Raw genomic sequence first — 24,736 nt, forward strand, 5'->3', positions numbered from 1 at the left:
GCTGGTTTTATAACCATTGTAACTGCTCACGTAAACTGACAACTTCACCAATGATGGTTAAGGTTGGCGCATGAATTTGATACTCAGCGATTTTAGACGCAATATTAGATAGCGTTCCCACCACGACCTTTTGCTCAGGTGTGGTACCTTTCGACACCAACGCCACTGGCATATCTGGACGCTGACCATGAGCAATCAGTTGCTGACAGATATGCTCAAGTCCAACCAGCCCCATATATAGTACCAGCGTCTGATTTTCATAGACCAGTTCACTCCAAGGCAACTCTGGAGAACCTTCTTTGAGATGTCCTGTCAAGAAACGAACGCTTTGCGCATAATCACGATGGGTCAGTGGAATTCCTGCATAGGCCGAACAACCCGATGCAGCAGTAATACCAGGCACCACCTGAAATGGAATGCCAGCAGCAAATAGCTCCTGAATTTCCTCTCCACCACGACCGAAAATGAATGGATCTCCACCCTTTAAACGGCAAACACGCTTACCAGCCTGCGCATATTTAACTAAAAGCGCATTAATGCCCTCTTGTGGCACACTATGATTAGAACGTGCCTTTCCGACATACACCTTTTCTGCATCACGGCGGCAAAGTTCTAAAATTGGAGCAGAGACCAGACGATCATAAATCACGACATCCGCCTGTTGCATTAGACGTAATGCTTTTAGCGTCAATAACTCAGGATCTCCTGGCCCAGCACCAACCAGATAGACTTCACCTTTGGGTGCAGTCCACTCAGCCAGTGATTGAGTCATCATTTGGTTGGCAATATCTAAATTATCATTAAATACCTGTTCTTTAAGAGGACTCGCATACAGCTCCTCCCAAAAAATCCGACGTTCATCTGGATTGGTAATTTGGGCTTTTACTCGACTACGCCACTGTCCAGAAAACTCAGCCAGTTTACCCATACCGTGCGGAACCAGTGTTTCAATCTGAGTACGCAATTGACGTGATAACACTGGCGATGCACCATTGGATGCCACCGAAATCAATAGCGGCGAACGATCGATGATCGCAGGCACCATAAAACGACAGTTTGGAATATCATCGACACTATTGACCAACAGATTTCTCAGCTCTGCCTGTTCAAATACTCGCTTATTCACATCTGCATTATCTGTGGCAGCAATCACCAAACGATAAACCCGATCCAGATCATGATCTTCAAAAAGCTTTACATAGGCTGTACCAGCACTTTGTTCAATCAATGACATCAACTGGGGATCAATATCAGGCGCAACAATATCCAGAATTGCACCCGCTTTGACCAGCAAGATCGCTTTACGATAAGCGATATGGCCCCCACCCACGATCAGACAACGTTGCTGCTGCAACTTAAGAGAAATTGGAAAAATTTCCACAGCCTACCTCTAGATCAAAACGTTGGGTGGGTTAAAGCAAAAATCATGCACACAATCGATGCAATTAATCGATATACGTTGCACCACCCATGTACGGGCGTAATACTTCTGGCACTTCAATCGCGCCATCAGCACGTTGATAATTTTCCATCACGGCAAGCAAGGTACGCCCAACAGCCAAACCAGAACCATTTAAAGTATGTACCAGCTCAGTTTTCTTCTGATCGGTACGATAACGTGCCATCATGCGACGTGCCTGAAAGTCACCCATGTTTGAACAAGATGAAATTTCACGATAAGTATTCTGGCTTGGAACCCATACTTCAAGATCATAGGTTTTGGTTGAACCAAAGCCCATATCACCGCCACAAAGTAGAATTTTGCGATACGGCAATCCCAGTGCCTGCAGAATACCTTCCGCATGTCCTGTCAGCTCTTCAAGCGCCTGCATAGAATCTTCAGGTTTAACGATCTGCACCATTTCAACTTTATCAAACTGATGCTGACGAATCAGACCACGTGTATCACGTCCATAAGAACCTGCTTCGCTACGGAAACAAGGCGTATGTGCGGCATACTTAAGTGGCAGACGTTCTGCATCAATAATTTCATCACGCACAAAATTAGTGACAGGAACTTCAGCCGTCGGAATCAAATAATATTCTTTTTCACCTTGTAGCTTGAATAAGTCTTCTTCAAACTTAGGTAACTGACCTGTGCCCCGTAATGAGTCGGCATTGACCAAATAAGGGACATAGGCTTCGGTATAACCATTTTTCAAAGTATGCGTATCTAGCATAAATTGAGTCAGCGCACGTTGCAGCCGCGCTAATGGCCCTTTGAGTACGCTAAAACGTGAACCTGTTAATTTGGTTGCGGTCTCAAATTCAAGACCACCCATCCACTCACCTAAATCGGTGTGATCTTTGATTTCAAAATCAAACTGGCGTGGTGTTCCCCATTTTGAAATTTCCACATTATCATTTTCATCTTTGCCTTCTGGCACAGACTCATCAGGCAAGTTTGGAATGCTTAACGCTTTTTGCTCGATTTCAGCTTGTAATTCAGCCAGTGCAACTTCAGCAGCTTTGATTTCATCGCCAATCGCCTGCATACGCGTCATAATCTCTGAAGCATCACCACCTGCTTTTTTGATCTGCCCCACTTGCTTGGCACCCGCATTACGCTCTGCCTGCAAACTTTCAGTTTTCGATTGAAGCTCTTTACGACGGACTTCAAGGGATGCCCATTCGGTAGGGTCTAATTGCACGCCACGTTTTGCAAGAGCCAGATTTACAGCTTCAATATTATTTCTGAGTAATTTTGGGTCGATCATAGCCAATCATGAGTTGAAGAGAAAAACTGCCTATAGTGTAAGTGCTTCACGCCAAAAAATATAGTCACCCTTGAGTGACTATATTTTTAAATTGGATATCGCTACTAATCTTTGGGTAAAACAGGCTGGCTAGGTAGATATTCTGGTTTGATCACATCGGTTGCCTGATCGTAAGGTAAGGTCAGCTCCGTCAGCCCTTCGGCATAGGATGCCAGTTCATAAAGCGGATAAACAAAGACAATGCCCTCATTGCCATAATAGAAATTATCACTCAGTTGTAATTTGTCCTTGGTGATGTTGTGCGCTTCTAGCCAGCTTTGGTTGAAGCTATAGAGACGATCTTTCACTGTGGCGTCACTGCCTTCTTTCAGCAGATCAGCCACGGTGATGTGTTTTTTATTGGTGAGATCAAAAATGACATATTCTTGATGATACATGCCATGTGCTGCGCCAGCAGAATACGTATAGGTATAAAGCTCAAATGATGCCAAATTATAGTTTTGCCCTAAATATTTCACATAAATCATGCTCTGACCATCAATCGGCATTCCTTCTGGCAATTTAACCTGCTGATCTGACAGGTTGGCAAATGCATTCGGGTCGGCTTTTTTGATTCGGTTATCAAAATATGCATTGATCCACAACTGATTGGTTTTTACAGTTTGAAAATTATAAGTGGTGCATCCATCTTCAAGACAAAGCTTATTTTTAGGTAATTTAACAGCGGTCACTTTAGCCTGAATCACTGGAATAGCTGGTTTTTCTGTTTGAGTTGTGGTCTTTTGCTCTTTTTTGGCGTCAGACTTTGGTTGACAGCCTGTTGCAAGCCATGTCGCTGTGAGTATAGAAAAGATTACAGCGGTTTTTTTAATGTGCTGAGAAGCCATTACTGCTCCTGTGTATCGTGATCAAGTGCTGGTATACATAGCACTATACAAAGGCATTAAATGGCTGAACATTGAAGAAATGTATCTATTTAATGACACCATAAAAAATTAATCGCCCTAAATGAGCGATTAATTGAAATAATATTTTCGACATCTTAAAGATATTATTGATCAATAATATCCGTGCCTTTAGGTGGCGTGAAGTTAAATGTTGATGCTGGAATAGCAGGATTTAGTTTGACATTGTTAAACCGCACGTAAGTTGTTTGACCTAAAGAATCCTGCAAAATCATCAGGCTTGGAGCTTTGTTTGCACCAAAACTAATGGTTAGGCTCTGGAAAGCCCCTTCACTATTTTTAGGATATAAAGTGTAGTACGTTTTACTACGATCTGGCTGAGTTACGCGATACGACTGCATAATCTGACTGGTATTTCCAGATAATAATAAAGCAGGTGTATTGGCCACCTGATCATCCAGATTTTGACGAACGGCTTGTTGTAAGTCAGGATCATAAATCCAGACGGTTTTACCTGTCGTGGCAATCGTTTGCTTTGAAGGCGAAGTGGTTTCCCAGAAAAACTTTCCTGGTCGTGCAACCTTCATTTCACCTTTAAAGGTTTGGTTCATATGCTGTGCAGACAAACCTTTCTTTTGTGGTGCTTTAGCATTAGTCGTTTTCGTTGTTTGTTCAAAACTGGCACTCAGACTTTGAATCCCACTGAGCTGTTTTACCAGATTTGAAGTTGCTTGTTGCTCCGATGCTGGGGTAGCAGCAAATACTGTCGTTGACATAACAGGTGCAAGTGTTGCTGCACTCATTGCGATGGCACACACGGTTTTACGAAGCATCGTCATAGAATCACCTTGTCTTTCACTGTATTCGATCTATTTGATTTTTATATTAACCGACAAATTATATGCTAAGAACTGAAAAAATAAGACATTTTGTAGTTTTATACATCAGCTTTGTGAGTTTTATTCATGATGATGAAGAGCGATGTACAACATTAAGCATAAAAAAAGCCCACAACGTGGGCTTTTTTGAACAATTCAAATCTTATACAGATTCAACTGTTACATAGCGACGGCCAAATTGACCTTTCACTTCAAATTTTACTACGCCATCAGCAGTAGCAAATAAAGTATGGTCACGACCCATACCTACGTTTGCACCAGCGTGGAACTCAGTACCACGTTGACGAACGATGATGTTACCAGCAGTTACTGATTGACCACCGTAAATTTTAACACCTAACATTTTAGGATTCGAATCACGACCGTTCTTAGTCGATCCACCAGCTTTTTTAGAAGCCATGTCTATTACTCCTCGTGATTAGCCTGAAATACCAGTAATTTTCAACTCGGTAAACCATTGACGGTGACCTTGTTGCTTACGGTAGTGTTTACGACGACGCATTTTGATGATGCGGATTTTGTCGTGACGACCATGACCAACCACTTCTGCAGTTACTTTAGCGCCAGCAACAACTGGAGCACCGATTTGAACGCTTTCGCCGCTTACAACCATTAATACGTCATCAAACGTGATTGTAGAACCAGTTTCTGCTTTCAATAATTCAACTTTAAGGGTTTCACCCTCAACTACACGGTGCTGTTTACCACCGCTTTGGATTACTGCGTACATAATGTACTCCAACTCAGCCCGTGTCGTCGTGCCAGTAAAGGGATATACCGATCTTAAAACGAACGCCACTGGGATATATAAGGCCAGAGATTTTAAGTGAAAACCAAGAAAACAACAAGAGATTGAACAAAAAATAATAGTTATTACTTGAGCGAGCTATAAAAATATAGTTTTAAAAGCACAAACCAGATAAAACCACAACCTAGCATTTAAGCTGAATATGTGTAAAATCTCAAATACAGTTTAAAAAACAACTTGCTACTGTAAATACAGCTTAACTTTGTAGACATCTACCCCAAAGAAACAAGTGTGTATACAGCTTCCAAGCCAATATTTCAGGCTTATTTCTTTTTGAACACGATGATTCTACATATATAAGTCAATGATTGAATAGATCATGCGTAGTGACATTTATTTCATAGATTGATGAGGTTTCCCTTCAAATGGCCATCGACTTTAAGCAAGACATTCTCGCGCCTGTTGCTTCAGACTTCGCTGCGATGGATACATTTATTAATGAAGGCATTACGTCCAAAGTTGCGCTGGTGATGGCCGTTAGTAAGCATGTTGTTGAGGCGGGTGGAAAGCGCATGCGTCCGATCATGTGCCTACTTGCTGCAAAAGCGTGTGGTTCAACTGATCTTGAACAGCATCGGAAGCTGGCCGCGATTATCGAAATGCTACATACCGCAACACTGGTACATGATGATGTGGTGGATGAATCAGGCTTGCGTCGTGGCCGCCCAACTGCAAATGCCACATGGAATAATCAGACGGCAGTTTTAGTCGGTGATTTTCTGATCTCACGTGCTTTTGATTTACTGGTCGATTTGAATGACATGGTGCTTCTGAAAGATTTCTCGACAGGTACCTGTGAGATTGCTGAAGGTGAAGTTTTACAATTACAGTCTCAGCATGACCCAGAAACCACCGAACAGACTTATCTGAATATTATTCACGGTAAAACTTCGCGTCTGTTTGAACTTGCTACCGAAGGTGCTGCAATTCTTTCTGGTACACCAGAATATCGTGAACCTCTACGACATTTTGCTGGACATTTTGGTAATGCATTCCAAATTATTGATGATATTTTGGACTATACCTCCGATGCAGAAACATTAGGTAAAAATATTGGTGATGATTTGATGGAAGGAAAGCCAACACTGCCATTAATCTCAGCATTACAACATACTCAAGGCGAAGAACATGATATTGTTCGTCGCAGTATTGCCACGGGTGGTATTCATCAGCTCGAACAAGTCATTCAGATTGTTCAGCAATCGGGTGCACTGGATTACTGCCGTAAACGTGCCGAAGAAGAAACCCAAGCCGCCTTGGCAGCGTTACAACATTTACCAGAAAGCGAAGCACGTCAGGCACTATTTAATCTTACCCAACTGGCTTTGCACCGAATCCAATAAATATACTTAATCATCTGCCTATGCACATTCATCTCTCCGATCTTTATGCCAACATGCAAGAGCAGCTTGAGCATGCTCCCACTGCTTTAGATGGACAACTTGCAATCGAGTTAGTTGATCGCTTACGTCCAAGTGACACTAAAAATACGGACGAAATTTATAAAAAATTTGATGTATTTGTTCAGTCGCTGCTGATTACGCCTAATGCAGCTCTGACGTTACAGGCCTATATTTTAAGACTCATTAATCAATACAAACAAAGTGGTCTATATTCAGATAGTGGCATTCTGTCTCAGGATGGTTTCTGGAACCAGCTTTCTAAACGTATGGGCGCTTATGTCCTGCCAAGTATTATCGACCATAAAGATTTAAGAAGCTTGATTGGTCAGGTGTTTCATCAAAAAAGCGATAAATACTGGCTCGATGCCATTGATGATCATCGCTGGGAACAACTGTTTCAGATTATTGGACAAAGTAACGGAAACATTGAATATAAACGCGCTATTTATGCTGAAATGATTAAGGCCATTACAGTCTTGTCCTATCGAATCAGTGGAATTGGCCTATATCCCGAATTTATCAATGCTCAACCCGAACTGACAGAATACGAATCGCCATTTTTAGTACAAAACCGTGAAATTGTTGATTTTATAGAAAAATATAAACAGCAGCATTACACAGGTCACGAAGTTGCAGTCATCGAACCACCCGATGCTTCTCAAGCACTGGTCATGTTTGATCAGTGTCGAGATGTGGTACTTAAAATTCGTAGAGCAACCAAACGCATTGGTGTCAGTTTAAGCCTGACCTATTTATTGTCTTTACTTGAACAGTGCCTTGACCGTATTGAACTCTTACTCAATATTGTTGTTGCCGACCAGAATTTACGTCATAGAGCACTTGGAGAGTTATTAAAGGATATTACAGAGGCAAACTATAGCGAAAAAAGCGTACGTGCTCTTTTAAGTACCAACAGTGAACTTGTGGCACTTCAGGTTACTGAAAATGCAAGTAAAACAGGTGAACACTATGTAAGCACCGATAAAAAGGGCTTTCTGGGCATGTATAAAGCAGCAGCAGGTGCTGGTGCCATTATCGCTATAATGGCAACGTTAAAAACCTTGGCAGCACGCTTTACTCTTGCGCCTTTAATGCAGGCCTTTGTGTATAGCATGAACTATTCATTGGGGTTTGTACTCATTCATATTTTGCACTTTACTGTTGCCACCAAACAGCCAGCGATGACGGCGGCTGCACTTGCCGCAACTGTTCAGCAACGTAGAGGCTCAAAAAATGCTCAGCTTGCCGAACTGGCAGCCTTGATTATTAATATTGTTCGTACACAATTCATTGCGATTCTGGGCAATATTTCGATCGCCATTCCTGTAGCGGCCTTCATTGCGTTTTTATGGCAGATGAATCTTCATGAGCCGCTCATGACCAATGCCAAAGCAGCCAAAACATTACATGATCTGAATCCATTTACATCCCTGGCTGTTCCACATGCAGCAATTGCAGGCGTGTGCCTGTTCTTGTCTGGCCTGATTGCTGGTTATTTTGACAACATGGCCGTTTACCGTAAAGTGGGGCCACGCCTGAAAATGGATAGTCGTCTGCTTAAACTCATGGGACAAGAACGTCTTAATAAATTTGCAGACTATATTGAACGAAATCTGGGGGCACTAGCAGGTAACTTTTTATTTGGGATTATGCTTGGCAGTATGGGCACAATTGGTTTTATTTTAGGTTTACCTCTTGATATCCGTCATATTGCTTTCGCTTCTGCCAATTTTATTCAAGGCTTAATGACGATTAATGGCTCTCCTGACATTGGACTGATTATTGTGTCATTTATGGGCGTGCTACTGATTGGTCTTACCAACTTATTTGTAAGCTTCACACTCACCATTATTGTAGCTTTGCGTGCACGCCGAGTTCGTTTTGAACAGTGGAAACCCTTAGCTAAACTCGTGATGACTCACTTTTTGACTCGTCCAAGCGATTTTTTCTGGCCTCCAAAACGACCATTGGAAATCGATGATCAACACCCTTCTATCGAAAAAACAAAAAATTAACAATTTTGTTGTGTAATGTTAAAGCAACTTAAAAATTAATCAGAATGAAATTACTATCGAGAAATATAGACTTGAAAAAAAGTGTACTCGAAAGTACACTTTAAATTCTAAAACTGACCGAACAGCTCGGTTTATAGTAAAGGTTGCTCTGATGCCATACCTATTGCTTTGTATTGGTTGTATTTTTTTTACTGTCAGTGTTTTTGCTTTGTTTTCTCCTCTGGCACAAGAATGGGATTTACTCGCAGTCCAATTTTTGAGTCAGCATAGAAGCCCTTCACTCGACAGCGTATCAGCCGGATTTGCATTGCTAGGTGGTATGCCTTTTGTATTATTTTTTTCTACGCTGTGGTGTGTTCAACATTGGTGGCATAGAAGAAAAAACAATGTGATTTTTATCATATCAGGTGTGCTTGGCAGTATCGGATTTGGATGGTTGTTAAAATGGTGTTTTGATAGACCACGCCCGCCAGAGATGTATCACCTCGTCAATAGTTATGGGGCTTCATTTCCAAGTGCGCACAGTGTTTATGCAGCAACTTTAGCAACTCTCGCAATATTTATTTATCGCGGCCATGCCCGATATTCATATGTCGCTTTATTGTCCTGCTTATGGTTCATCATAATGGGAGTGTCGCGAGTCTATGCTGGAGTACATTATCCTTCTGATGTGCTTGCAGGTTGGGGGATTGGTTTTATTTGGATCTCATTGCTTTGGCTAGGGCTGTTAAAAATTAAGTTAGACAAAAACAATTTATTTTTTAGATAATTATCTAAATGAGGTGGAAGAATGACGTCGGCTAAGCTTTGGGTACCTGCCCTTACTGCTTGCGCATTGGCAACAAGTATTGCACTTGTTGGTTGTAGTAAAGATCCTAAAAATGCTGAACAGGCTGGTGCTGCTCAGCAAATGCCACCACCACAGGTGGGTGTGATCGTTGCTCAACCGCAAAGCGTAGAACAATCAGTAGAACTTTCTGGACGAACATCTGCTTACGAGATTTCTGAAGTTCGACCACAAACAAGCGGAATCATTTTAAAACGCTTGTTTGCAGAAGGTAGCTACGTTCGTGAAGGACAGGCGCTTTACGAACTAGATTCACGTACCAATCGTGCGACGCTCGACAATGCAAAGGCAGCACTTTTGCAACAACGGGCAAATCTAAACTCGCTTAAAACCAAGATGAATCGTTATAAACAATTGGTTTCAAGTAATGCGGTTTCCAAACAGGAATACGATGATCTGGTCGGTCAGGTCAATGTAGCTGAGGCACAAGTTGCAGCGGCACAGGCACAAGTGCAAAATGCGCAGGTTGATTTAGGTTACTCTACCATTCGCTCACCAATCTCGGGTCAATCTGGTAAATCATCCGTAACTGCTGGTGCATTGGTTACAGCAAATCAGACCACACCACTGGTGACCATTCAACGAATGGATCCGATTTATGTAGATATCAATCAATCAAGTACAGAATTACTTCGCTTGCGTCAGCAATTGAGTAAAGGTAGTCTGGACAACAGTAACAATACTAAGGTTAAACTTCGTCTGGAAGATGGTTCTATCTATCCAGTTGAAGGGCGCTTGGCATTTTCTGATGCAAGTGTAAGCACTGATACAGGTACTGTTACCCTACGTGCTGTTTTCCCGAATCCTAATCATTTATTGCTTCCTGGTATGTATGCAACTGCACAAATTGCTCAAGCTGTCATTCCAAATGCATATCTGATTCCTCAAGCTGCGGTTACACGTACACCAACGGGTCAAGCAACTGCAATGGTAGTCAATGCTAAAAATACCGCAGAAACACGTCAAATTCAGACTGCTGGTGTACAGGGTAAAGACTGGATTGTCACTGAAGGGCTTAAATCAGGTGATAAAGTGATTGTGGATGGTATTGCCAAGGTTAAAGAAGGTCAGCAAGTTACTGCTCAACCTTACCAAGCACAACCACAACAGCAATCGCCTACTCAACCGCAAAATGCGGACAGCGAAAAATCAAAGCCAGCGCAAGCAGATAAAGCCCAATCTGAACAAAAAGCTACTTCACATGCATAAGGAGTAGACTGAATGGCTAAATTTTTTATTCATCGCCCCATCTTTGCGTGGGTGATCGCACTGGTCATTATGCTGGCGGGTATTCTTACTCTCACCAAAATGCCAATTGCGCAATATCCGACGATTGCTCCACCTAAGGTTACAATTTCTGCAACCTATCCTGGTGCATCTGCGCAAACAGTTGAAAATACAGTCACACAGATCATTGAGCAACAAATGAATGGTCTGGATGGCTTACGCTATATCTCGTCGAATAGTGCGGGAAATGGTCAGGCCTCTATTGAATTAAACTTTGAACAAGGTATCGATCCTGATATCGCACAAGTTCAGGTACAAAATAAACTTCAATCTGCAACGGCATTGCTTCCAGAAGACGTGCAACGTCAAGGCGTGAAGGTCACTAAGTCTGGTGCCAGCTTCATGCAAGTTATTGCATTTTACTCACCTGATGGAAGTTTATCGGGTTCAGACATTAAAGATTACGTAAATTCAAATATTTCTGAACCGCTTAGCCGTGTAGCGGGTGTGGGTGAAGTTCAGGTATTTGGTGGCTCTTATGCCATGCGTATTTGGCTTGATCCTGCAAAACTTACCAGCTATCAACTCACACCAAGTGATATTTCTACTGCCTTGAATGCACAAAATGCTCAGGTTGCAGTGGGTCAACTCGGTGGTGCACCAGCTGTTGATGGTCAGGTATTAAATGCCACGGTGAATGCTCAAAGTCTTTTACAAACACCAGAACAGTTTCGTAATATTTTCCTGAAAAATACCAGTACGGGTGCAAAAGTTCTGTTAAAAGATGTCGCACGCGTTGAGTTAGGATCAGACAATTATCAGTTTGATTCCAAGTTTGATGGAAAACCAGCAGGTGGTGTGGCGATCAAACTGGCAACAGGAGCAAATGCGCTCGATACTGCTAAAGCAGTAGAAGCCCGTTTGGTAGAGCTACGCAAAAACTATCCAGCTGGTTTAAAAGATAAGCTTGCTTACGACACCACACCTTTCATCAGACTTTCAATTGAAAGCGTAGTACATACGCTCATTGAAGCTATCGTATTGGTATTTATCGTGATGTTCCTGTTCTTGCAGAACTGGCGTGCCACGATTATTCCGACACTTGCAGTTCCAGTGGTGGTACTCGGAACCTTTGCCGTTATTAACCTTTTTGGCTTTACGATTAATACTTTAACCATGTTTGCTATGGTACTGGCGATTGGTCTTCTAGTCGATGACGCAATTGTGGTGGTTGAAAACGTCGAACGAGTCATGTCTGAAGAGCATACCGATCCAGTTACAGCCACTGAGCAATCAATGCAACAGATTTCAGGTGCATTGATTGGTATTACCAGCGTATTGTCTGCGGTATTCATTCCAATGGCATTCTTTAGTGGTACTACAGGCGTTATTTATCGTCAGTTTTCAATCACACTGGTGACCGCAATGGTTCTTTCCTTAGTGATTGCCCTGACCTTTACGCCAGCACTTTGTGCTACTTTGCTCAAACAGCATGATCCGAACAAGAAAGAAAGTAACCATATTTTTGCGCGCTTCTTTAGATGGTTTAACAGAACCTTTGATCGTCTGTCACACGGTTATCAAAATGGCGTAAACCGCATGCTGCATCATAAAATTCTATCTGGAATTCTTTATGCTGCCATTTTCGGAATTTTGGTGTTGTTCTTTGTCAAACTCCCTTCTTCATTCTTGCCAGAAGAAGATCAGGGCGTGGTTTTGACACTGGTTCAATTACCACCGAATGCCTCACTTGACCGTACTGGTAAAGTCATTGATACCATGACCAATTATTTCATGAATAAGGAAAAAGATTCGGTCGAATCAATCTTTACTGTTGCTGGCTTCTCTTTTACTGGGGTCGGTCAAAACGCAGGTCTAGCCTTTGTTAAATTGAAAGACTGGAGTGCACGTACCACACCTGAAACCCAGATTGGCAATATCATTCAGCGTGGTATGGCACTCAATATGATCGTGAAAGATGCATCATATATTATGCCATTACAGCTTCCTGCTATGCCTGAACTGGGTGTAACTGCAGGCTTCAACTTGCAACTTAAGGATTCGAGTGGTCAAGGCCATGACAAATTGATTGCTGCACGTAATGCTGTACTGGGTATGGCATCACAGGATAAACGCCTCATGGGTGTACGTCCAAATGGTCAGGAAGATACTCCTCAGTATCAAATCAATATTGATCAGGCACAAGCGGGTGCACTGGGTGTCAGTATCGCTGATATCAACAATACCATGAGTATTGCATGGGGTGGTTCATACGTGAATGACTTTGTTGATCGCGGCCGCGTGAAAAAAGTGTATGTTCAAGGCGACTCTCAAAGCCGAATGATGCCTGAAGACCTCAACAAATGGTATGTGCGCAATAGCGCAGGCCAAATGGTTCCATTCTCTGCTTTTGCGACAGGTGAATGGACATATGGTTCATCACGTCTTGAGCGTTATAATGGGGTATCTTCAGTGAACATTCAGGGTTCACCTGCTACAGGTGTAAGTTCTGGTGATTCAATGAAAGCCATGGAAGAGATTGTCAATAAACTTCCATCCATGGGACTTCAGGGTTTTGATTACGAATGGACAGGTCTATCGCTTGAAGAACGTGAGTCTGGAGCGCAAGCACCATTCTTATATGCCTTGTCATTATTGATTGTATTCTTATGTCTGGCAGCCTTGTATGAGAGCTGGTCTATTCCATTCTCAGTTCTGCTGGTGGTTCCGTTAGGTGTAGTTGGGGCAGTATTACTGACCTATTTAGGTATGGTCATTAAAGGCGATCCAAACTTATCCAATAATATTTATTTCCAAGTTGCTATGATTGCGGTGATTGGTCTTTCGGCAAAAAATGCGATTTTGATTGTTGAGTTTGCAAAAGAGCTTCAAGAAAAAGGTGAAGACCTCCTTGAAGCAACCTTGCATGCCGCAAAAATGCGTTTACGTCCAATTATCATGACGACTCTAGCCTTCGGATTTGGTGTACTTCCTCTCGCACTGGCCTCTGGTGCAGGTGCAGGTAGCCAGCATTCAGTCGGTTATGGTGTACTTGGTGGCGTAATCACTTCAACGCTTTTAGGTATCTTCTTTATCCCAATTTTCTTTGTGTGGATTCGGGGTGTCTTTAAGTACAAACCAAAAACCGTTAATAATCAGGAGCACAGATCGTGATGCAAAAAGTATGGTCTATTTCAGGTCGTAGCATTGCGGTATCTGCACTTGCGCTTGCTTTGGCTGCATGCCAAAGCATGCGTGGCCCAGAACCAGTTGTCAAAGCCGACATTCCGACAAGTTATACCTATAACGCGTCAGGTCAATCTATTGCAGAGCAAGGCTATAAAGACTTTTTCTCTGACCCTCGCTTATTGCAAGTGATTGAGTTGGCTCTCAACAATAACCGTGATCTACGTACCGCTGCATTGAATATTCAGCGTGCACAACAACAGTATCAAATTACTGAAAATAACCAGCTTCCAACAATTGGAGCAAGTGGTAGTGCAATCCGTCAGGTAAGCATCACACGTGATCCCAATAATCCATACTCCACGTTTCAAGTTGGACTAGGCGTGACTGCCTATGAGCTTGATTTCTGGGGGCGAGTACGCAGTCTGAAGGATGCAGCACTCGATAATTATCTGGCGACACAAAGCACACGTGACACCACTCAGATCAGTCTAGTGAGTCAGGTGGCTCAGGCGTGGTTAAGCTACTCTTTCGCCGTTGCAAATTTGAAGCTGGCTGATCAAACACTGAAAGCTCAACTCGATTCTTATAATCTGAACAAAAAACGTTTTGATGTAGGTATTGATAGTGAAGTTCCTTTACGTCAAGCTCAGATTTCGGTCGAAACTGCACGTAACGATGTAGCCAACTATAAAACGCAAATCGTTCAGGCTCAGAACTTACTCAATCTTTTAGTAGGTCAGTCTGTTCCTCAGAATTTGCTACCGAATCAACCTGTCAAATCTATTACACGTCAAAATGTATTTAGTACAGGCTTACCAAGTGACTTGTTAAACAATCGTCCAGATGTAAAATCTGCGGAATATCAACTGAGTGCGGCAGGTGCCAATATTGGTGCTGCCAAAGCTGCGTTATTTCCAACAATTAGCTTAACAGGTTCAGCAGGCTATGCATCTACACAATTAAGCGACCTGTTTAAATCTGGCGCTGGTGTCTGGTCAATTGGCCCAAGTCTTGAATTACCAATTTTTGATTGGGGTACGCGTCGTGCCAATATCAAAATTTCTGAAACTGACCAAAAAATTGCTCTTTCTAATTATGAAAAGTCAATTCAGTCAGCTTTCCGTGAAGTGAATGATGCTTTAGCAACGCGTGCCAATATTGGTGACCGTATCTCTGCCCAGCGCCGTCTGGTAGATGCAACTAATACCACATATAGCTTATCAAATGCCCGCTTCCGTGCAGGTATCGATAACTATTTGACTGTATTAGATGCACAACGTACCTCCTACTCGGCTGAACAAGGTCTTTTACTGCTTGAACAAGCGAATCTGAATAACCAGATTGAACTCTACAAAACCTTAGGTGGTGGTCTAAAAGCCAACACCACGGATACTGTGGTTCATCAGCCTTCAAGTGCAGATCTGAAAAAGAAATAACGATTTATTCGATACTTAAAGCTCACTTCGGTGGGCTTTTTTATTGGAGATTTTCATTGCATTGACGATGCTTTTTTCATATCTTGAATGGACATTCATTTTAAAAAAAATTGTATGTTATTAAGTAATTTAGAAAATATGCCAGGACATGAGATTACTCAACAACTTGATGTTGTTTATGGCAGTACCGTGCGTAGTAAGCATGTTGGCCGTGACTTGCTGGCAGGTCTTAAAAATATTGTCGGTGGTGAACTCACAGCCTATACCGAACTTTTAGAAGAATCGCGCCAAGAAGCAATGCAACGCATGATTGCCAAAGCCCAGCAACTCGGTGCCAATGCTATTGTGGGAATACGCTTTTCTACGTCTAACATTGCTCAAGGTGCATCCGAGTTATTTGTGTATGGTACAGCGGTTATTGTTCAGCCGAATGCACCTAAACTTCCAGATCCGTTTAACCCATAAGGAACAATAATGGAAAATCTTATTTTTCAGATTGTTGTTTTTTTAGTTTTATTTGGATTGGGTTTTGGCTTTGGTCGTTATTTTGAAAGCAAGCATTTAAAAGAATTGCTCAACAAAGAACAGCAACTGGCGTATATCACACTCGACACCAATCGTTTTGTACATTCTGAAGCACCAGGTCAGTTTGTATCAAGCAACGTGGTGATTTCTCATGACTATTTCAAATATATCATTGCCAATATCCAGAACTTTTTTGGTGGTAGACTCACTACTTATGAAACTGTGGTTGATCGTGCGCGCCGAGAAGCCATTATCAGACTCAAACAAGAAGCTGCCAATCACGGTTCAAAACATATCATGGGTGTACGCTTAAGTACTACCGAGCTTGGAATGCAAGGCGGCATGGTCGAAGTATTTGCCTATGGCACAGCAATTATGGATACACCTGAATCAGAGTGTGGCTAACATGAGCCACCTCCTGATCTTAAATTTTATTTAACCTTCATTTTACGAATCATTTTATATAGCAAGGCTGGTGATAACCGAGAAATCCAGACACCTAATTTTTCTTTCGCTCCGCCCACCACAATATATTCTTCTTCATTCATGAGCGCCTTTACCACTTCCTCAGCAAATACATCTGCTTCCAAACCATTTTCAATGGCTTCATCTTGGTGTCCTTGTGGTTTTCCCTCTCCATTGAGTGCATTGAAAGACACATTGGTTTTAACAAAGCCAGGAAAAATGACCGATACATCTATCCCAAATTCTGCAACTTCAGCACGTAAACTATTTGCCCACATATGAATGGCTGCTTTGGCCGCCGAATAACTGGCACGGTACTGTGTTCCGAGTAATCCTGCAACACTCGACACATAAGCAATACGGCCAGACTTTTGCTCGATAAAAGTTGGTAACACCGTTTTGGTCAAAAAAACTTGTGAGAAATAATCAATTTCCATGATCGCACGTTCGGTTTGCATGGTGGTATCCTGAATCAATGCGCGCTGGCTAAGTCCTGCATTGTTAATCAACCAATCAATACGCCCCTTTTTTGCCAGGACCTGTTCATAAGCATGGCGTACCTGAGTTTCATCTGTAATATCGGCTGCTACAGACGCATGTTGTTCTGGCTTAAATAAACCAAACCTGACTTTTTCAAGTTCATCATAACGACGTGCAGTGAGTACAACTTGCGCACCCTGCAAAGCACATTCACGTGCCAAAGCTTTCCCTAAACCAGAAGAAGCCCCCGTAATCCAGACCACTTTATTCTCAAGTGAATTAAGTTTTGACATGGTGATTTACCTTTTAAATGAAAGAATTAGGCTTCTTTTCTTAGAAATGCCAGAAAATGTTCAATATAGTCATTTGCCATATCAAGGTCAATTTGCGTGCCCAGCTTCTCTAGGCGCTTGTAGCCCAGATGTGTGGTCATATGAATCACGCCATTTAAAGTTTTATCGACCACCAGATTAAATTTTAATAAATGTTTGGGTTCACGAATCAGGCAAGTCACGCCCTGATCCACAATCTTGGTTAAAGCATGAAATGCTTTTGGCACATAGCTGATCTGCCCTTCACGAACTTTATCAACGTAACTCAGCGTATCCTGCACCAATAAAGGATCGATAAAATATCGAATAAATAAATCTTGATTTTGATGACGAACCAAACTTGCAAGGTAATTCACCATCGGTACAAGCCGTTCATTACTAAAAAAAGAAACCGACCATGGTAAGTATTTTTTTAAGGCTGCCAATACCTGTTGAATGACTTTTTCAGAATCATCTGCAATGGATTGAATTTGAGTGTTACTCTGTTTTTGCTGCATTAAAAGCTCAGTAAAAACCTGTTCAATAATTTGACAGGCAATATCTGAGAGTACAATGCCTAACTGTTTGGATTGTGACTCTGATGTACCTGTAATCAATTGATTACGAATCTGCTCAAAACGTGCATGCGTGGTTTGCTCAATTTTTAAAAATACGGCATAGCTCACGATTTTCCCCTCACTATTGTTTTAATCCAGAATGCATTTTAAATGCCGTGTGCTGCATGAAAATTTAATCTAGCGCGTTTTTAAGATCAGGTAAATTTTTTGTCGACGAGTTCAGCATTAATTCCGATAGATTTTTTGCTACAATAGATGCAATTTTTTATTCATTTTTGATTTTTATTATGACTGACGCCCACGCTCAATCTGCCCAAAACATCGCAACCACCTATGATCCCACTGATATTGAAAGAAAATGGTATCAAATCTGGGAAGAAAAAGGCTATTTTAAGCCATCCGGTCAAGGTGACTCGTTTTGTATTATGATTCCGCCACCAAACGTCACTGGTAGCTTGCACATGGGGCACGGCTTTAACAATGCCATTATGGATGCCCTCACCCGCTACAACCGTATGATGGGTAAAAACACCTTATGGCAGCCAGGAACCGACCACGCGGGTATTGCCACACAAATGGTGGTGGAGCGTCAGTTGGCTGCACAAAATATTAGCCGTCACGATTTGGGCCGTGAGCAATTTATTGACAAAGTCTGGGAATGGAAAGAGCAATCTGGCGGCACCATCACCAAACAAATTCGTCGTTTGGGGTCTTCGGTCGACTGGTCGCGTGAACGCTTTACCATGGACGATGGTTTGTCTAATGCCGTGAAAGAAGTTTTCGTTAAACTGCATGAAGATGGCTTGATCTACCGTGGCAAACGTCTCGTTAACTGGGATCCGAAGCTACAAACTGCCCTTTCTGACCTTGAAGTTGAATCGGTTGAAGAAAAAGGCTCATTGTGGCACTTCAAATATTTCTTTGAAGACAAGTCACTCAAAACTCAAGACGGCCATGATTTCCTTGTGGTGGCCACGACGCGTCCTGAAACGCTATTAGGCGATACCGCGGTTGCGGTACACCCGGAAGACGAACGCTATGCGCACTTGATTGGCAAAAATATTGTGTTGCCAATTACGGGCCGTTTGGTTCCAATTGTTGCCGATGAATACGTCGAAAAAGATTTCGGAACAGGTTGTGTCAAAATCACCCCTGCACACGACTTTAATGACTACGACTTGGGTAAACGCCACGATTTGCCAATTATCAATATCTTCAATAAAAATGCCGAAGTTTTGGCTGAGTTTGAATATATTGCAAAAGCCGGCGAACAAATTTCTGACGCAATTGCAGCGCCAGCAGATTATGTTGGCTTGGAGCGTTTTGCTGCACGTAAGAAACTGGTTGCACAAGCCGAAGCAGAAGGCTGGTTAGACCAGATTCAGCCGTATGACCTCAAAGCGCCACGCGGTGACCGTTCAGGCGTGATTGTGGAGCCACTTTTAACCGACCAGTGGTATGTAAAAATTGCGCCATTGGCACAGCCTGCAATTGAAGCAGTTCAAGACGGACGCATCAAGTTTGTACCAGAGCAATACACCAACATGTATATGGCATGGATGAACAACATTCAAGACTGGTGTATTTCACGTCAGTTGTGGTGGGGCCACCGTATTCCGGCATGGTACGACGCTGAAGGCAATGTATATGTTGGCCGTAACGAAGAAGAAGTTCGTGCGAAAAACAACCTTGCTGCCGATCTTGCGCTTCAACAAGACGAAGACGTGTTAGACACATGGTTCTCTTCGGGCCTCTGGACATTCTCGACCTTGGGCTGGACAGGCGATGCCAAGAAAGATGCGGAAAACTATTTCCTCAATACCTTCCACCCGACCGATGTATTGGTAACTGGTTTTGACATTATCTTCTTCTGGGTGGCGCGCATGATCATGATGACCATGCACTTCATGAAGAATGAGGATGGTACGCCACAAGTGCCGTTTAAGACCGTATATGTACATGGTTTGGTACGTGATGGTGAAGGCCAGAAGATGTCGAAATCGAAAGGCAACGTACTTGATCCGCTCGATTTGATTGACGGGATTGACCTTGAAAGCTTGGTACAAAAACGTACTTTTGGTTTGATGAATCCGAAACAAGCCGAAAAAATTGAAAAAGCCACGCGTAAAGAATTCCCAGAAGGAATCAACTCGTATGGTACAGATGCCGTGCGTTTCACGTTCTGTGCCCTTGCCAACACTGGCCGTGACATTAAGTTTGATTTGAAACGTGTAGAAGGCTACCGTAACTTCTGTAACAAAATCTGGAACGCGACCCGCTTCGTACTCATGAACGTAGAAGGTCAAACCGTTGCTCAAGAAGCTCGCCCAGAGCTATGGGAATTGCCAGAGCAATGGATCATGAGTCGCCTACAAAAAGCCGAGCAAGCGGTACATCAGGCATTTGCAACGTATCGTCTGGATCTTGCTGCGCAAACCATTTATGACTTCATTTGGAACGAATACTGCGACTGGTATGTCGAACTGACCAAGCCAGTTTTAAACGATGCAGAAGTTTCGGAAGAACGTAAAGCAGAAGTTCGCCGCGTATTGCTTGCAGTGATGGAAGCCTCACTTCGTTTGGCGCACCCGCTGATGCCATATCTGACCGAAGAAATCTGGCAAACGCTTGCACCAATGATTGGTAAAGGTGGCGACACCATCATGACGGCGAAATACCCAGTGCCGGAAGCTGCAAAAATGAATGAACAAGCCGAAGCCGATATGCAATGGCTTCAAGGTTTGATTGGTGCTGTACGTAATATCCGTGGTGAAATGGGCTTGGGTAATGCCCGCTTGTTGCCAGTGTTGCTTCAAAACATCTCTGACAGCGAACGCACACAGATCGAACGTATTCAGCCGCTCTTTAAAGCTTTGGCCAAAGTAGAAAGCATTACGTTCTTGGCACAAGGTGAAGAGCCGCCATTGTCGTCTTCTAGTGTTGTGGGCCATGCCTCTGTATTTGTTCCAATGAAAGGTTTGATCGACCCGAAAGCAGAATTGGGCCGCTTACAGAAAGATTTGGATAAAGTACAAAAGCAGCATGACCAGATTGCCAGCAAACTTGCCAATGAAGGCTTTGTTGCCAAAGCTCCAGCAGCAGTTGTTGAAGGTGAAAAAGTGAAATTGGCTGAATTTGCTGATCAGCTTGTGAAGATTAAGCAAAGCATGGAACAGATTGCTGCGCTTTAAGGTATTGGTAGTTTAATTTAAAAAAACCCCCTCAATTGAGGGGATTTTTCATTTATTAACAATTTCACTACTCTGGTTTATACTGGTTGCGCTATCTAAAACCGCTTTTTTAATAAAATTTTTGGGTGTTTCATTAACTTTATTAGCAGCCTTTCCAATTTTCTCAGCTTGATTTACACCAAATCCGATTTTATATTCATGATTTGGTTTAAATTTTTTCGACTTATGAGTCATTTTATTTCCCTTCATCCAAAACTTCTTCAGCTCTGGCGATAGCTTCTTTCTTTAGAAATTTATTTGGCGTTGTGTGCACACCATGACGTTCAAGAACCTCAATGGTTTTGTTTAATACCTTAACCTCGTCATTAGTAAAGCTAACACGTTGGATACGGTTTATTTTAAATTGATCATCCTCAACCATTACCATCTACCTAAGCACTAATTCATTCAATATTTGTCTTTAATGCGGCCTATTTCGTTATTTTCAAGGTTGCTCACTTTTAATAAAATTAGACGTATAATCTAAAAACTTTGAAATTACTGATTTTATTCATGAAAAACACATTGAATTATACGAAAAAAATCCCCAAAACAAGTATGGGAAGCAAGAGAGCAATAGAGGTTTCTATTTGTCATTGGATAGATTTACTTGGATATGGCTCTATGTTAAAAGAAGTGAATTTTAATCCTTTAACTCAGCATGCCCAAGCTACTATAGATAGACTTAAAATTTTTCAGCAAATTATTCGTACAAACTCAAAAGCAAAAATCTACAACTCATTGACAATGAATGATGGTGCTGTCTTCTATAGAGATTTATCACCTCGCTCCAAATCAGTAACATTCGATTTCCTAAATCGAGCATTTAAAGTGCATAATGCCGTAAATACGCATGAACAAGCTTTGAGTCTACCTGGGTGTAGAAGTATTGTAGCTGTGGGTTTTAGAGTTCGTGATAAAAATTATACCAAAGAAGATCTCAAAAATGGAATTGGTCAGTATCTAATTGATCAAGTGAATAATAAAGCTATGAGTACCGAAGAAGCTATTCTTAAGGCTTTAGCAATAAAGCCTTGTTATGATATTGTTCCAGATTTACAGGCGAACTTTGCATTTACTAAAGCTTATTTAGCAGATGATCGTGGTAGTAAAGGTGGATTTGGCGGCAATAATTTTTATGTAGATTCTTCAATATTCGATACTAATATACCTGAATCAATAAAAATTAGCGAAGAACAGCCCTTTTTAGACATTAACGGCTTAAATCAGCCTTTTTACAAGATTTTAGAATTTCCAAATATGCCTCTTAAGCATGTAAATAATGATCTGTTAGATGCTTTTGAAATAGCCGAAAAAATAACAGATGATGAGCAAATAAATAAAAAGCTTAAACAATTTGCATGGAAACCTAACATATAATTTAATTATTATTTTCGAAATTTAAGATTCGTAATCTTTTAGTACGTAGTGGTTGCCACAAAAGGTGTTCTGCATCTGTCGCATTACTGCGGATTGCTTCGGCGAATTCTAATAATTTTGAGTCTAATTTCATTTTTATTATTACCTCTCCCTTGAGCAGCAATGCTGCTCATCTTCTAAAAGGGGAGGTAATATTCCTTATAAATTTTATGTAGGTATATAATCACTTGCACCTGCTTGTCCCTTTTGGGATGAGGAACACTATTCCGCAAGGAATGAGGGGAAATCAAAGCCCCCACTCCCCAACAATATCTCCACCCCACTCACCTTTTTCATATACTTTAAACATTCTTTTTCCCATTTCACATGCTGCTTTAACTCAGTAGCATCTGCATCAATGGCTTTATACATATCACTGATATGTACCTGATTGGCTTTGAGTTTTTTAACCAATTGAAACGAGTTTAGAATGTCATCAATCTGGCTTTCAAGCTGCTGACTTTGCGTATCTAAAGCCAATTTATAAAATTTCACTTGCTCAGGGCTAAGCTCTTTTGAGGTAGCACCTTTATTTTGTTCAAGCTGTAACTGCATTTTGAGCAAATGAAATAAATCCTGCTGTTCATAGGCTTGGCTGGCTTGTTGAAATAGCTCAGTTTTTTCTACTTTTCTAGTTTCATTCTGCTCACGATCTGGGTGAATTATAGCGGCAATTTTTAAATACATCGTTTTGAGTGATTGCGCTGCCATCTGCTCGGCCTGTTCGCGTTTTTGTTGCTGTCGTAGCTGTTTGGCCTGATCACGTGCCTGTTTCTGCTCGGCTACATAGCGCTCAAAATCAGCCTCGGCTGCATCTTCTGGGTCGAACTCATGCGCTGTATTTTGTATAGGTTCGGCATGCGCTGACACTTCTTTTGGAGCTTTACGTTGGTTATGCTCAGCGTGCTGGCGATAAAAGATATCTATCTGAATTGCCTGTTTAAACTGTTCAGCATTGAGCATCTGAGAGTGCTTTAAGCGCTTTGCAAGCTGGGCAATTTTCTCGTCAAGCTTGGCGATCTCTGCTTTAGAAAATTCATGTTCATGCAATACATTCCAGAGCTGGGTGAGCTGCTGAAACCAGAGTTCGTGCAATTCGTGATACAAAGGCAACAGCTTTTGCCGGGTGTAATCCTGAATCTCGGTTTGCGCATTTTGCCATGTCGCCAACATCGTTTTTTGTTGTTCAATTTTCTCAATCAGCACATTCAGTTTTTTCTGCGGCCCAGATACGTCTCTGTTTTTCTTGATCGTAACCTTAAGATCAAAAGACATAGCCATCTACCACCTAAAAATGAAAAAGTGTAGCAACAATATTTACAGGAAGATACGTTGTTATCCCACCCACCAAATCACCAGCGGTAAGGTCACGGCCGCACACAGGGTTTGTAAGCTAATCACTGCTGCCATAAGCTGACTATCACCACGCAGCACCTTGGTTAAAATGTAAGCCGCAGATGCCGTTGGCAATGCAAAAAAGACCACCATGATCTGGGTTTCGAGTGCCGATAACCCCATCCACATACACACCACGTAAGCCAGCGCAGGCATTACAAGTAAACGCGCAGCGGTATCGAGTAGCAAGGCGGGCACATCTTTTTTCATTTCCATAAACTGTAAAGCCGCGCCTACACAGAGTAACCCCAAAGGTAAGCTAGACGATGAAAACAGCTTGAGTAAATTTAAAATACCGTCCCACAGCGGAATCTGAAGTGCATTGAATACTCCACCAAATAGACAAGAGACAATGAGCGGATTTTTCAGTAATGCCAGCAGTACGGGTTTAAGGGCCATATTTTCACTTGAGGTGAGTGACAGTACCGAAATTACATTGACTACCGGAATACTGACCGCCAGTAAAATGGCCAAGATCGCCATGCCCTCTTTGTGATAGAGCGCTGCCACCAAAGCCAAGCCAATATAGGTATTAAAACGCACAATACTTTGTACATGTACGCCAAAGCGTGCCGGTCGGATATCTTTGAGATACTTGATGCCATACAGCACAATGGTGGTCACAGCAATAACTGCAAACATCACGAAAATCACGTACTTTAGATTTTGAAAATCAATTTTGGCCGTAACAAGCGTATGAAACAGTAGCGCTGGAAAGAGCACGTAATAATTGAGCTTTTCTGCGCCTGCCCAAAATTCTGCACTAAAAAATTGATAGGTTTTAAACAGATACCCTGTCGCAATCAGCGCAATCAAGGGAAAAAGTGCAAGAAAGATATGAGCCATGTTCGATCAGTGTCTACTATCGTTATTTTTAAATCCTGACT

Annotated in this window: 22 protein-coding genes and 1 pseudogene; 10 read left to right on the top strand and 13 right to left on the bottom strand. The window is 42.1% G+C overall.

Annotated features, from left to right (window positions below; genetic code table 11):
* Nucleotides 1–7 precede the first annotated feature (7 nt).
* The 6 genes from cysG to rplU all read right to left on the bottom strand — a co-directional run bounded on the left by cysG (nt 8) and on the right by rplU (nt 5,251).
* Nucleotides 8–1,381 carry a siroheme synthase CysG gene (gene cysG / locus F952_RS15000; RefSeq protein WP_004929508.1) on the bottom strand — a complete coding sequence of 458 codons (1,374 nt, stop codon included), beginning with the start codon at nt 1,379–1,381 and terminating at the stop codon, nt 8–10.
* A 64-nt stretch (nt 1,382–1,445) separates the two neighbouring features.
* On the bottom strand, nt 1,446–2,717 hold the full coding sequence (serS, locus tag F952_RS15005) for a serine--tRNA ligase (RefSeq protein ID WP_004929512.1): 1,272 nt from the start codon (nt 2,715–2,717) through the stop codon (nt 1,446–1,448).
* Between the two features lie 104 nt (nt 2,718–2,821).
* Complete coding sequence (locus tag F952_RS15010; RefSeq protein ID WP_004929514.1) at nt 2,822–3,604, bottom strand: RsiV family protein; 783 nt, start codon at nt 3,602–3,604, stop codon at nt 2,822–2,824.
* 164 nt (nt 3,605–3,768) lie between these two features.
* Complete coding sequence (gene lolA, locus F952_RS15015; protein ID WP_004929516.1) at nt 3,769–4,461, bottom strand: outer membrane lipoprotein periplasmic chaperone LolA; 693 nt, start codon at nt 4,459–4,461, stop codon at nt 3,769–3,771.
* 202 nt (nt 4,462–4,663) lie between these two features.
* Entirely contained in the window at nt 4,664–4,921 is a 258-nt protein-coding gene (rpmA, locus tag F952_RS15020; RefSeq protein ID WP_004929519.1) for a 50S ribosomal protein L27, read from the bottom strand.
* 18 nt (nt 4,922–4,939) lie between these two features.
* Nucleotides 4,940–5,251: a 50S ribosomal protein L21 gene (gene rplU, locus F952_RS15025; RefSeq protein WP_004929521.1), complete on the bottom strand. Its 312-nt coding sequence runs from the start codon at nt 5,249–5,251 to the stop codon at nt 4,940–4,942.
* A 443-nt stretch (nt 5,252–5,694) separates the two neighbouring features.
* Between rplU and sdsA the strand changes: the two genes are divergently transcribed.
* The 8 genes from sdsA to F952_RS15065 all read left to right on the top strand — a co-directional run bounded on the left by sdsA (nt 5,695) and on the right by F952_RS15065 (nt 16,376).
* On the top strand, nt 5,695–6,672 hold the full coding sequence (sdsA, locus tag F952_RS15030) for an All-trans-nonaprenyl-diphosphate synthase (protein ID WP_004929523.1): 978 nt from the start codon (nt 5,695–5,697) through the stop codon (nt 6,670–6,672).
* Between the two features lie 20 nt (nt 6,673–6,692).
* A complete protein-coding gene (locus tag F952_RS15035) occupies nt 6,693–8,747 on the top strand; it encodes a site-specific recombinase (protein WP_004929526.1) in 2,055 nt (684 codons plus the stop codon).
* A gap of 151 nt (nt 8,748–8,898) precedes the next feature.
* A complete protein-coding gene (locus F952_RS15040) occupies nt 8,899–9,516 on the top strand; it encodes a phosphatase PAP2 family protein (RefSeq protein WP_004929527.1) in 618 nt (205 codons plus the stop codon).
* A 21-nt stretch (nt 9,517–9,537) separates the two neighbouring features.
* Nucleotides 9,538–10,803 (top strand): AdeA/AdeI family multidrug efflux RND transporter periplasmic adaptor subunit, encoded by a 1,266-nt coding sequence (locus tag F952_RS15045; protein WP_004929529.1) that lies wholly within the window; start codon nt 9,538–9,540, stop codon nt 10,801–10,803.
* Between the two features lie 12 nt (nt 10,804–10,815).
* Nucleotides 10,816–13,995 (top strand): multidrug efflux RND transporter permease subunit AdeJ, encoded by a 3,180-nt coding sequence (gene adeJ / locus F952_RS15050; RefSeq protein ID WP_004929533.1) that lies wholly within the window; start codon nt 10,816–10,818, stop codon nt 13,993–13,995.
* Complete coding sequence (adeK, locus tag F952_RS15055) at nt 13,995–15,446, top strand: multidrug efflux RND transporter AdeIJK outer membrane channel subunit AdeK (RefSeq protein ID WP_004929534.1); 1,452 nt, start codon at nt 13,995–13,997, stop codon at nt 15,444–15,446. Before adeJ ends, adeK begins: the two co-directional genes overlap by 1 nt.
* A gap of 114 nt (nt 15,447–15,560) precedes the next feature.
* Entirely contained in the window at nt 15,561–15,911 is a 351-nt protein-coding gene (locus F952_RS15060) for a YbjQ family protein (RefSeq protein ID WP_004929536.1), read from the top strand.
* 9 nt (nt 15,912–15,920) lie between these two features.
* Nucleotides 15,921–16,376 carry a YbjQ family protein gene (locus F952_RS15065; RefSeq protein ID WP_004929540.1) on the top strand — a complete coding sequence of 152 codons (456 nt, stop codon included), beginning with the start codon at nt 15,921–15,923 and terminating at the stop codon, nt 16,374–16,376.
* Nucleotides 16,377–16,402: 26 nt separating this feature from the next.
* Here F952_RS15065 and F952_RS15070 read toward each other — a convergent pair whose 3' ends face one another.
* On the bottom strand, nt 16,403–17,209 hold the full coding sequence (locus F952_RS15070) for an SDR family NAD(P)-dependent oxidoreductase (protein ID WP_004929545.1): 807 nt from the start codon (nt 17,207–17,209) through the stop codon (nt 16,403–16,405).
* A 26-nt stretch (nt 17,210–17,235) separates the two neighbouring features.
* Nucleotides 17,236–17,913 (bottom strand): hypothetical protein, encoded by a 678-nt coding sequence (locus F952_RS15075; RefSeq protein ID WP_004929548.1) that lies wholly within the window; start codon nt 17,911–17,913, stop codon nt 17,236–17,238.
* A gap of 179 nt (nt 17,914–18,092) precedes the next feature.
* On the opposite strand from F952_RS15075, the gene F952_RS15080 reads away from it, so the two are divergent.
* Nucleotides 18,093–20,996, top strand: a complete 2,904-nt coding sequence (locus F952_RS15080; RefSeq protein WP_004929553.1) for a valine--tRNA ligase — start codon at nt 18,093–18,095, stop codon at nt 20,994–20,996.
* 48 nt (nt 20,997–21,044) lie between these two features.
* Here F952_RS15080 and F952_RS15085 read toward each other — a convergent pair whose 3' ends face one another.
* Nucleotides 21,045–21,230 (bottom strand): hypothetical protein, encoded by a 186-nt coding sequence (locus tag F952_RS15085; RefSeq protein ID WP_004929554.1) that lies wholly within the window; start codon nt 21,228–21,230, stop codon nt 21,045–21,047.
* A 1-nt stretch (nt 21,231) separates the two neighbouring features.
* Entirely contained in the window at nt 21,232–21,417 is a 186-nt protein-coding gene (locus tag F952_RS15090) for a hypothetical protein (protein WP_004929556.1), read from the bottom strand.
* Between the two features lie 131 nt (nt 21,418–21,548).
* On the opposite strand from F952_RS15090, the gene F952_RS15095 reads away from it, so the two are divergent.
* Nucleotides 21,549–22,415: a hypothetical protein gene (locus F952_RS15095; protein WP_017385322.1), complete on the top strand. Its 867-nt coding sequence runs from the start codon at nt 21,549–21,551 to the stop codon at nt 22,413–22,415.
* A 4-nt stretch (nt 22,416–22,419) separates the two neighbouring features.
* Here the strand turns inward: F952_RS15095 and F952_RS15100 are convergent.
* The 3 genes and pseudogenes from F952_RS15100 to F952_RS15110 all read right to left on the bottom strand — a co-directional run.
* A pseudogene (locus F952_RS15100) lies at nt 22,420–22,548 on the bottom strand (DUF559 domain-containing protein); the annotation flags it as partial.
* A gap of 128 nt (nt 22,549–22,676) precedes the next feature.
* A complete protein-coding gene (locus tag F952_RS15105; protein WP_026057023.1) occupies nt 22,677–23,729 on the bottom strand; it encodes a molecular chaperone DnaJ in 1,053 nt (350 codons plus the stop codon).
* A 60-nt stretch (nt 23,730–23,789) separates the two neighbouring features.
* Nucleotides 23,790–24,695, bottom strand: coding sequence for an AEC family transporter (locus F952_RS15110; RefSeq protein WP_004929565.1), 906 nt, complete (start codon nt 24,693–24,695; stop codon nt 23,790–23,792).
* Between the last annotated feature and the right edge of the window lie 41 nt (nt 24,696–24,736).

This window comes from Acinetobacter baylyi DSM 14961 = CIP 107474 (assembly GCF_000368685.1).
Classification (GTDB): Bacteria; Pseudomonadota; Gammaproteobacteria; order Pseudomonadales; family Moraxellaceae; genus Acinetobacter; species Acinetobacter baylyi.

Bases quoted from the DNA above. Each gene is read 5' to 3' on its own strand.
- serS (WP_004929512.1), bottom strand. From the start codon at position 2,717: ATGATCGACCCAAAATTACTCAGAAATAATATTGAAGCTGTAAATCTG.
- F952_RS15010 (WP_004929514.1), bottom strand. From the start codon at position 3,604: ATGGCTTCTCAGCACATTAAAAAAACCGCTGTAATCTTTTCTATACTC.
- lolA (WP_004929516.1), bottom strand. From the start codon at position 4,461: ATGACGATGCTTCGTAAAACCGTGTGTGCCATCGCAATGAGTGCAGCA.
- rpmA (WP_004929519.1), bottom strand. From the start codon at position 4,921: ATGGCTTCTAAAAAAGCTGGTGGATCGACTAAGAACGGTCGTGATTCG.
- rplU (WP_004929521.1), bottom strand. From the start codon at position 5,251: ATGTACGCAGTAATCCAAAGCGGTGGTAAACAGCACCGTGTAGTTGAG.
- sdsA (WP_004929523.1), top strand. From the start codon at position 5,695: ATGGCCATCGACTTTAAGCAAGACATTCTCGCGCCTGTTGCTTCAGAC.
- F952_RS15035 (WP_004929526.1), top strand. From the start codon at position 6,693: ATGCACATTCATCTCTCCGATCTTTATGCCAACATGCAAGAGCAGCTT.
- F952_RS15040 (WP_004929527.1), top strand. From the start codon at position 8,899: ATGCCATACCTATTGCTTTGTATTGGTTGTATTTTTTTTACTGTCAGT.
- F952_RS15045 (WP_004929529.1), top strand. From the start codon at position 9,538: ATGACGTCGGCTAAGCTTTGGGTACCTGCCCTTACTGCTTGCGCATTG.
- adeJ (WP_004929533.1), top strand. From the start codon at position 10,816: ATGGCTAAATTTTTTATTCATCGCCCCATCTTTGCGTGGGTGATCGCA.
- adeK (WP_004929534.1), top strand. From the start codon at position 13,995: ATGCAAAAAGTATGGTCTATTTCAGGTCGTAGCATTGCGGTATCTGCA.
- F952_RS15060 (WP_004929536.1), top strand. From the start codon at position 15,561: ATGTTATTAAGTAATTTAGAAAATATGCCAGGACATGAGATTACTCAA.
- F952_RS15065 (WP_004929540.1), top strand. From the start codon at position 15,921: ATGGAAAATCTTATTTTTCAGATTGTTGTTTTTTTAGTTTTATTTGGA.
- F952_RS15070 (WP_004929545.1), bottom strand. From the start codon at position 17,209: ATGTCAAAACTTAATTCACTTGAGAATAAAGTGGTCTGGATTACGGGG.
- F952_RS15080 (WP_004929553.1), top strand. From the start codon at position 18,093: ATGACTGACGCCCACGCTCAATCTGCCCAAAACATCGCAACCACCTAT.
- F952_RS15085 (WP_004929554.1), bottom strand. From the start codon at position 21,230: ATGACTCATAAGTCGAAAAAATTTAAACCAAATCATGAATATAAAATC.
- F952_RS15090 (WP_004929556.1), bottom strand. From the start codon at position 21,417: ATGGTTGAGGATGATCAATTTAAAATAAACCGTATCCAACGTGTTAGC.
- F952_RS15095 (WP_017385322.1), top strand. From the start codon at position 21,549: ATGAAAAACACATTGAATTATACGAAAAAAATCCCCAAAACAAGTATG.
- F952_RS15105 (WP_026057023.1), bottom strand. From the start codon at position 23,729: ATGTCTTTTGATCTTAAGGTTACGATCAAGAAAAACAGAGACGTATCT.
- F952_RS15110 (WP_004929565.1), bottom strand. From the start codon at position 24,695: ATGGCTCATATCTTTCTTGCACTTTTTCCCTTGATTGCGCTGATTGCG.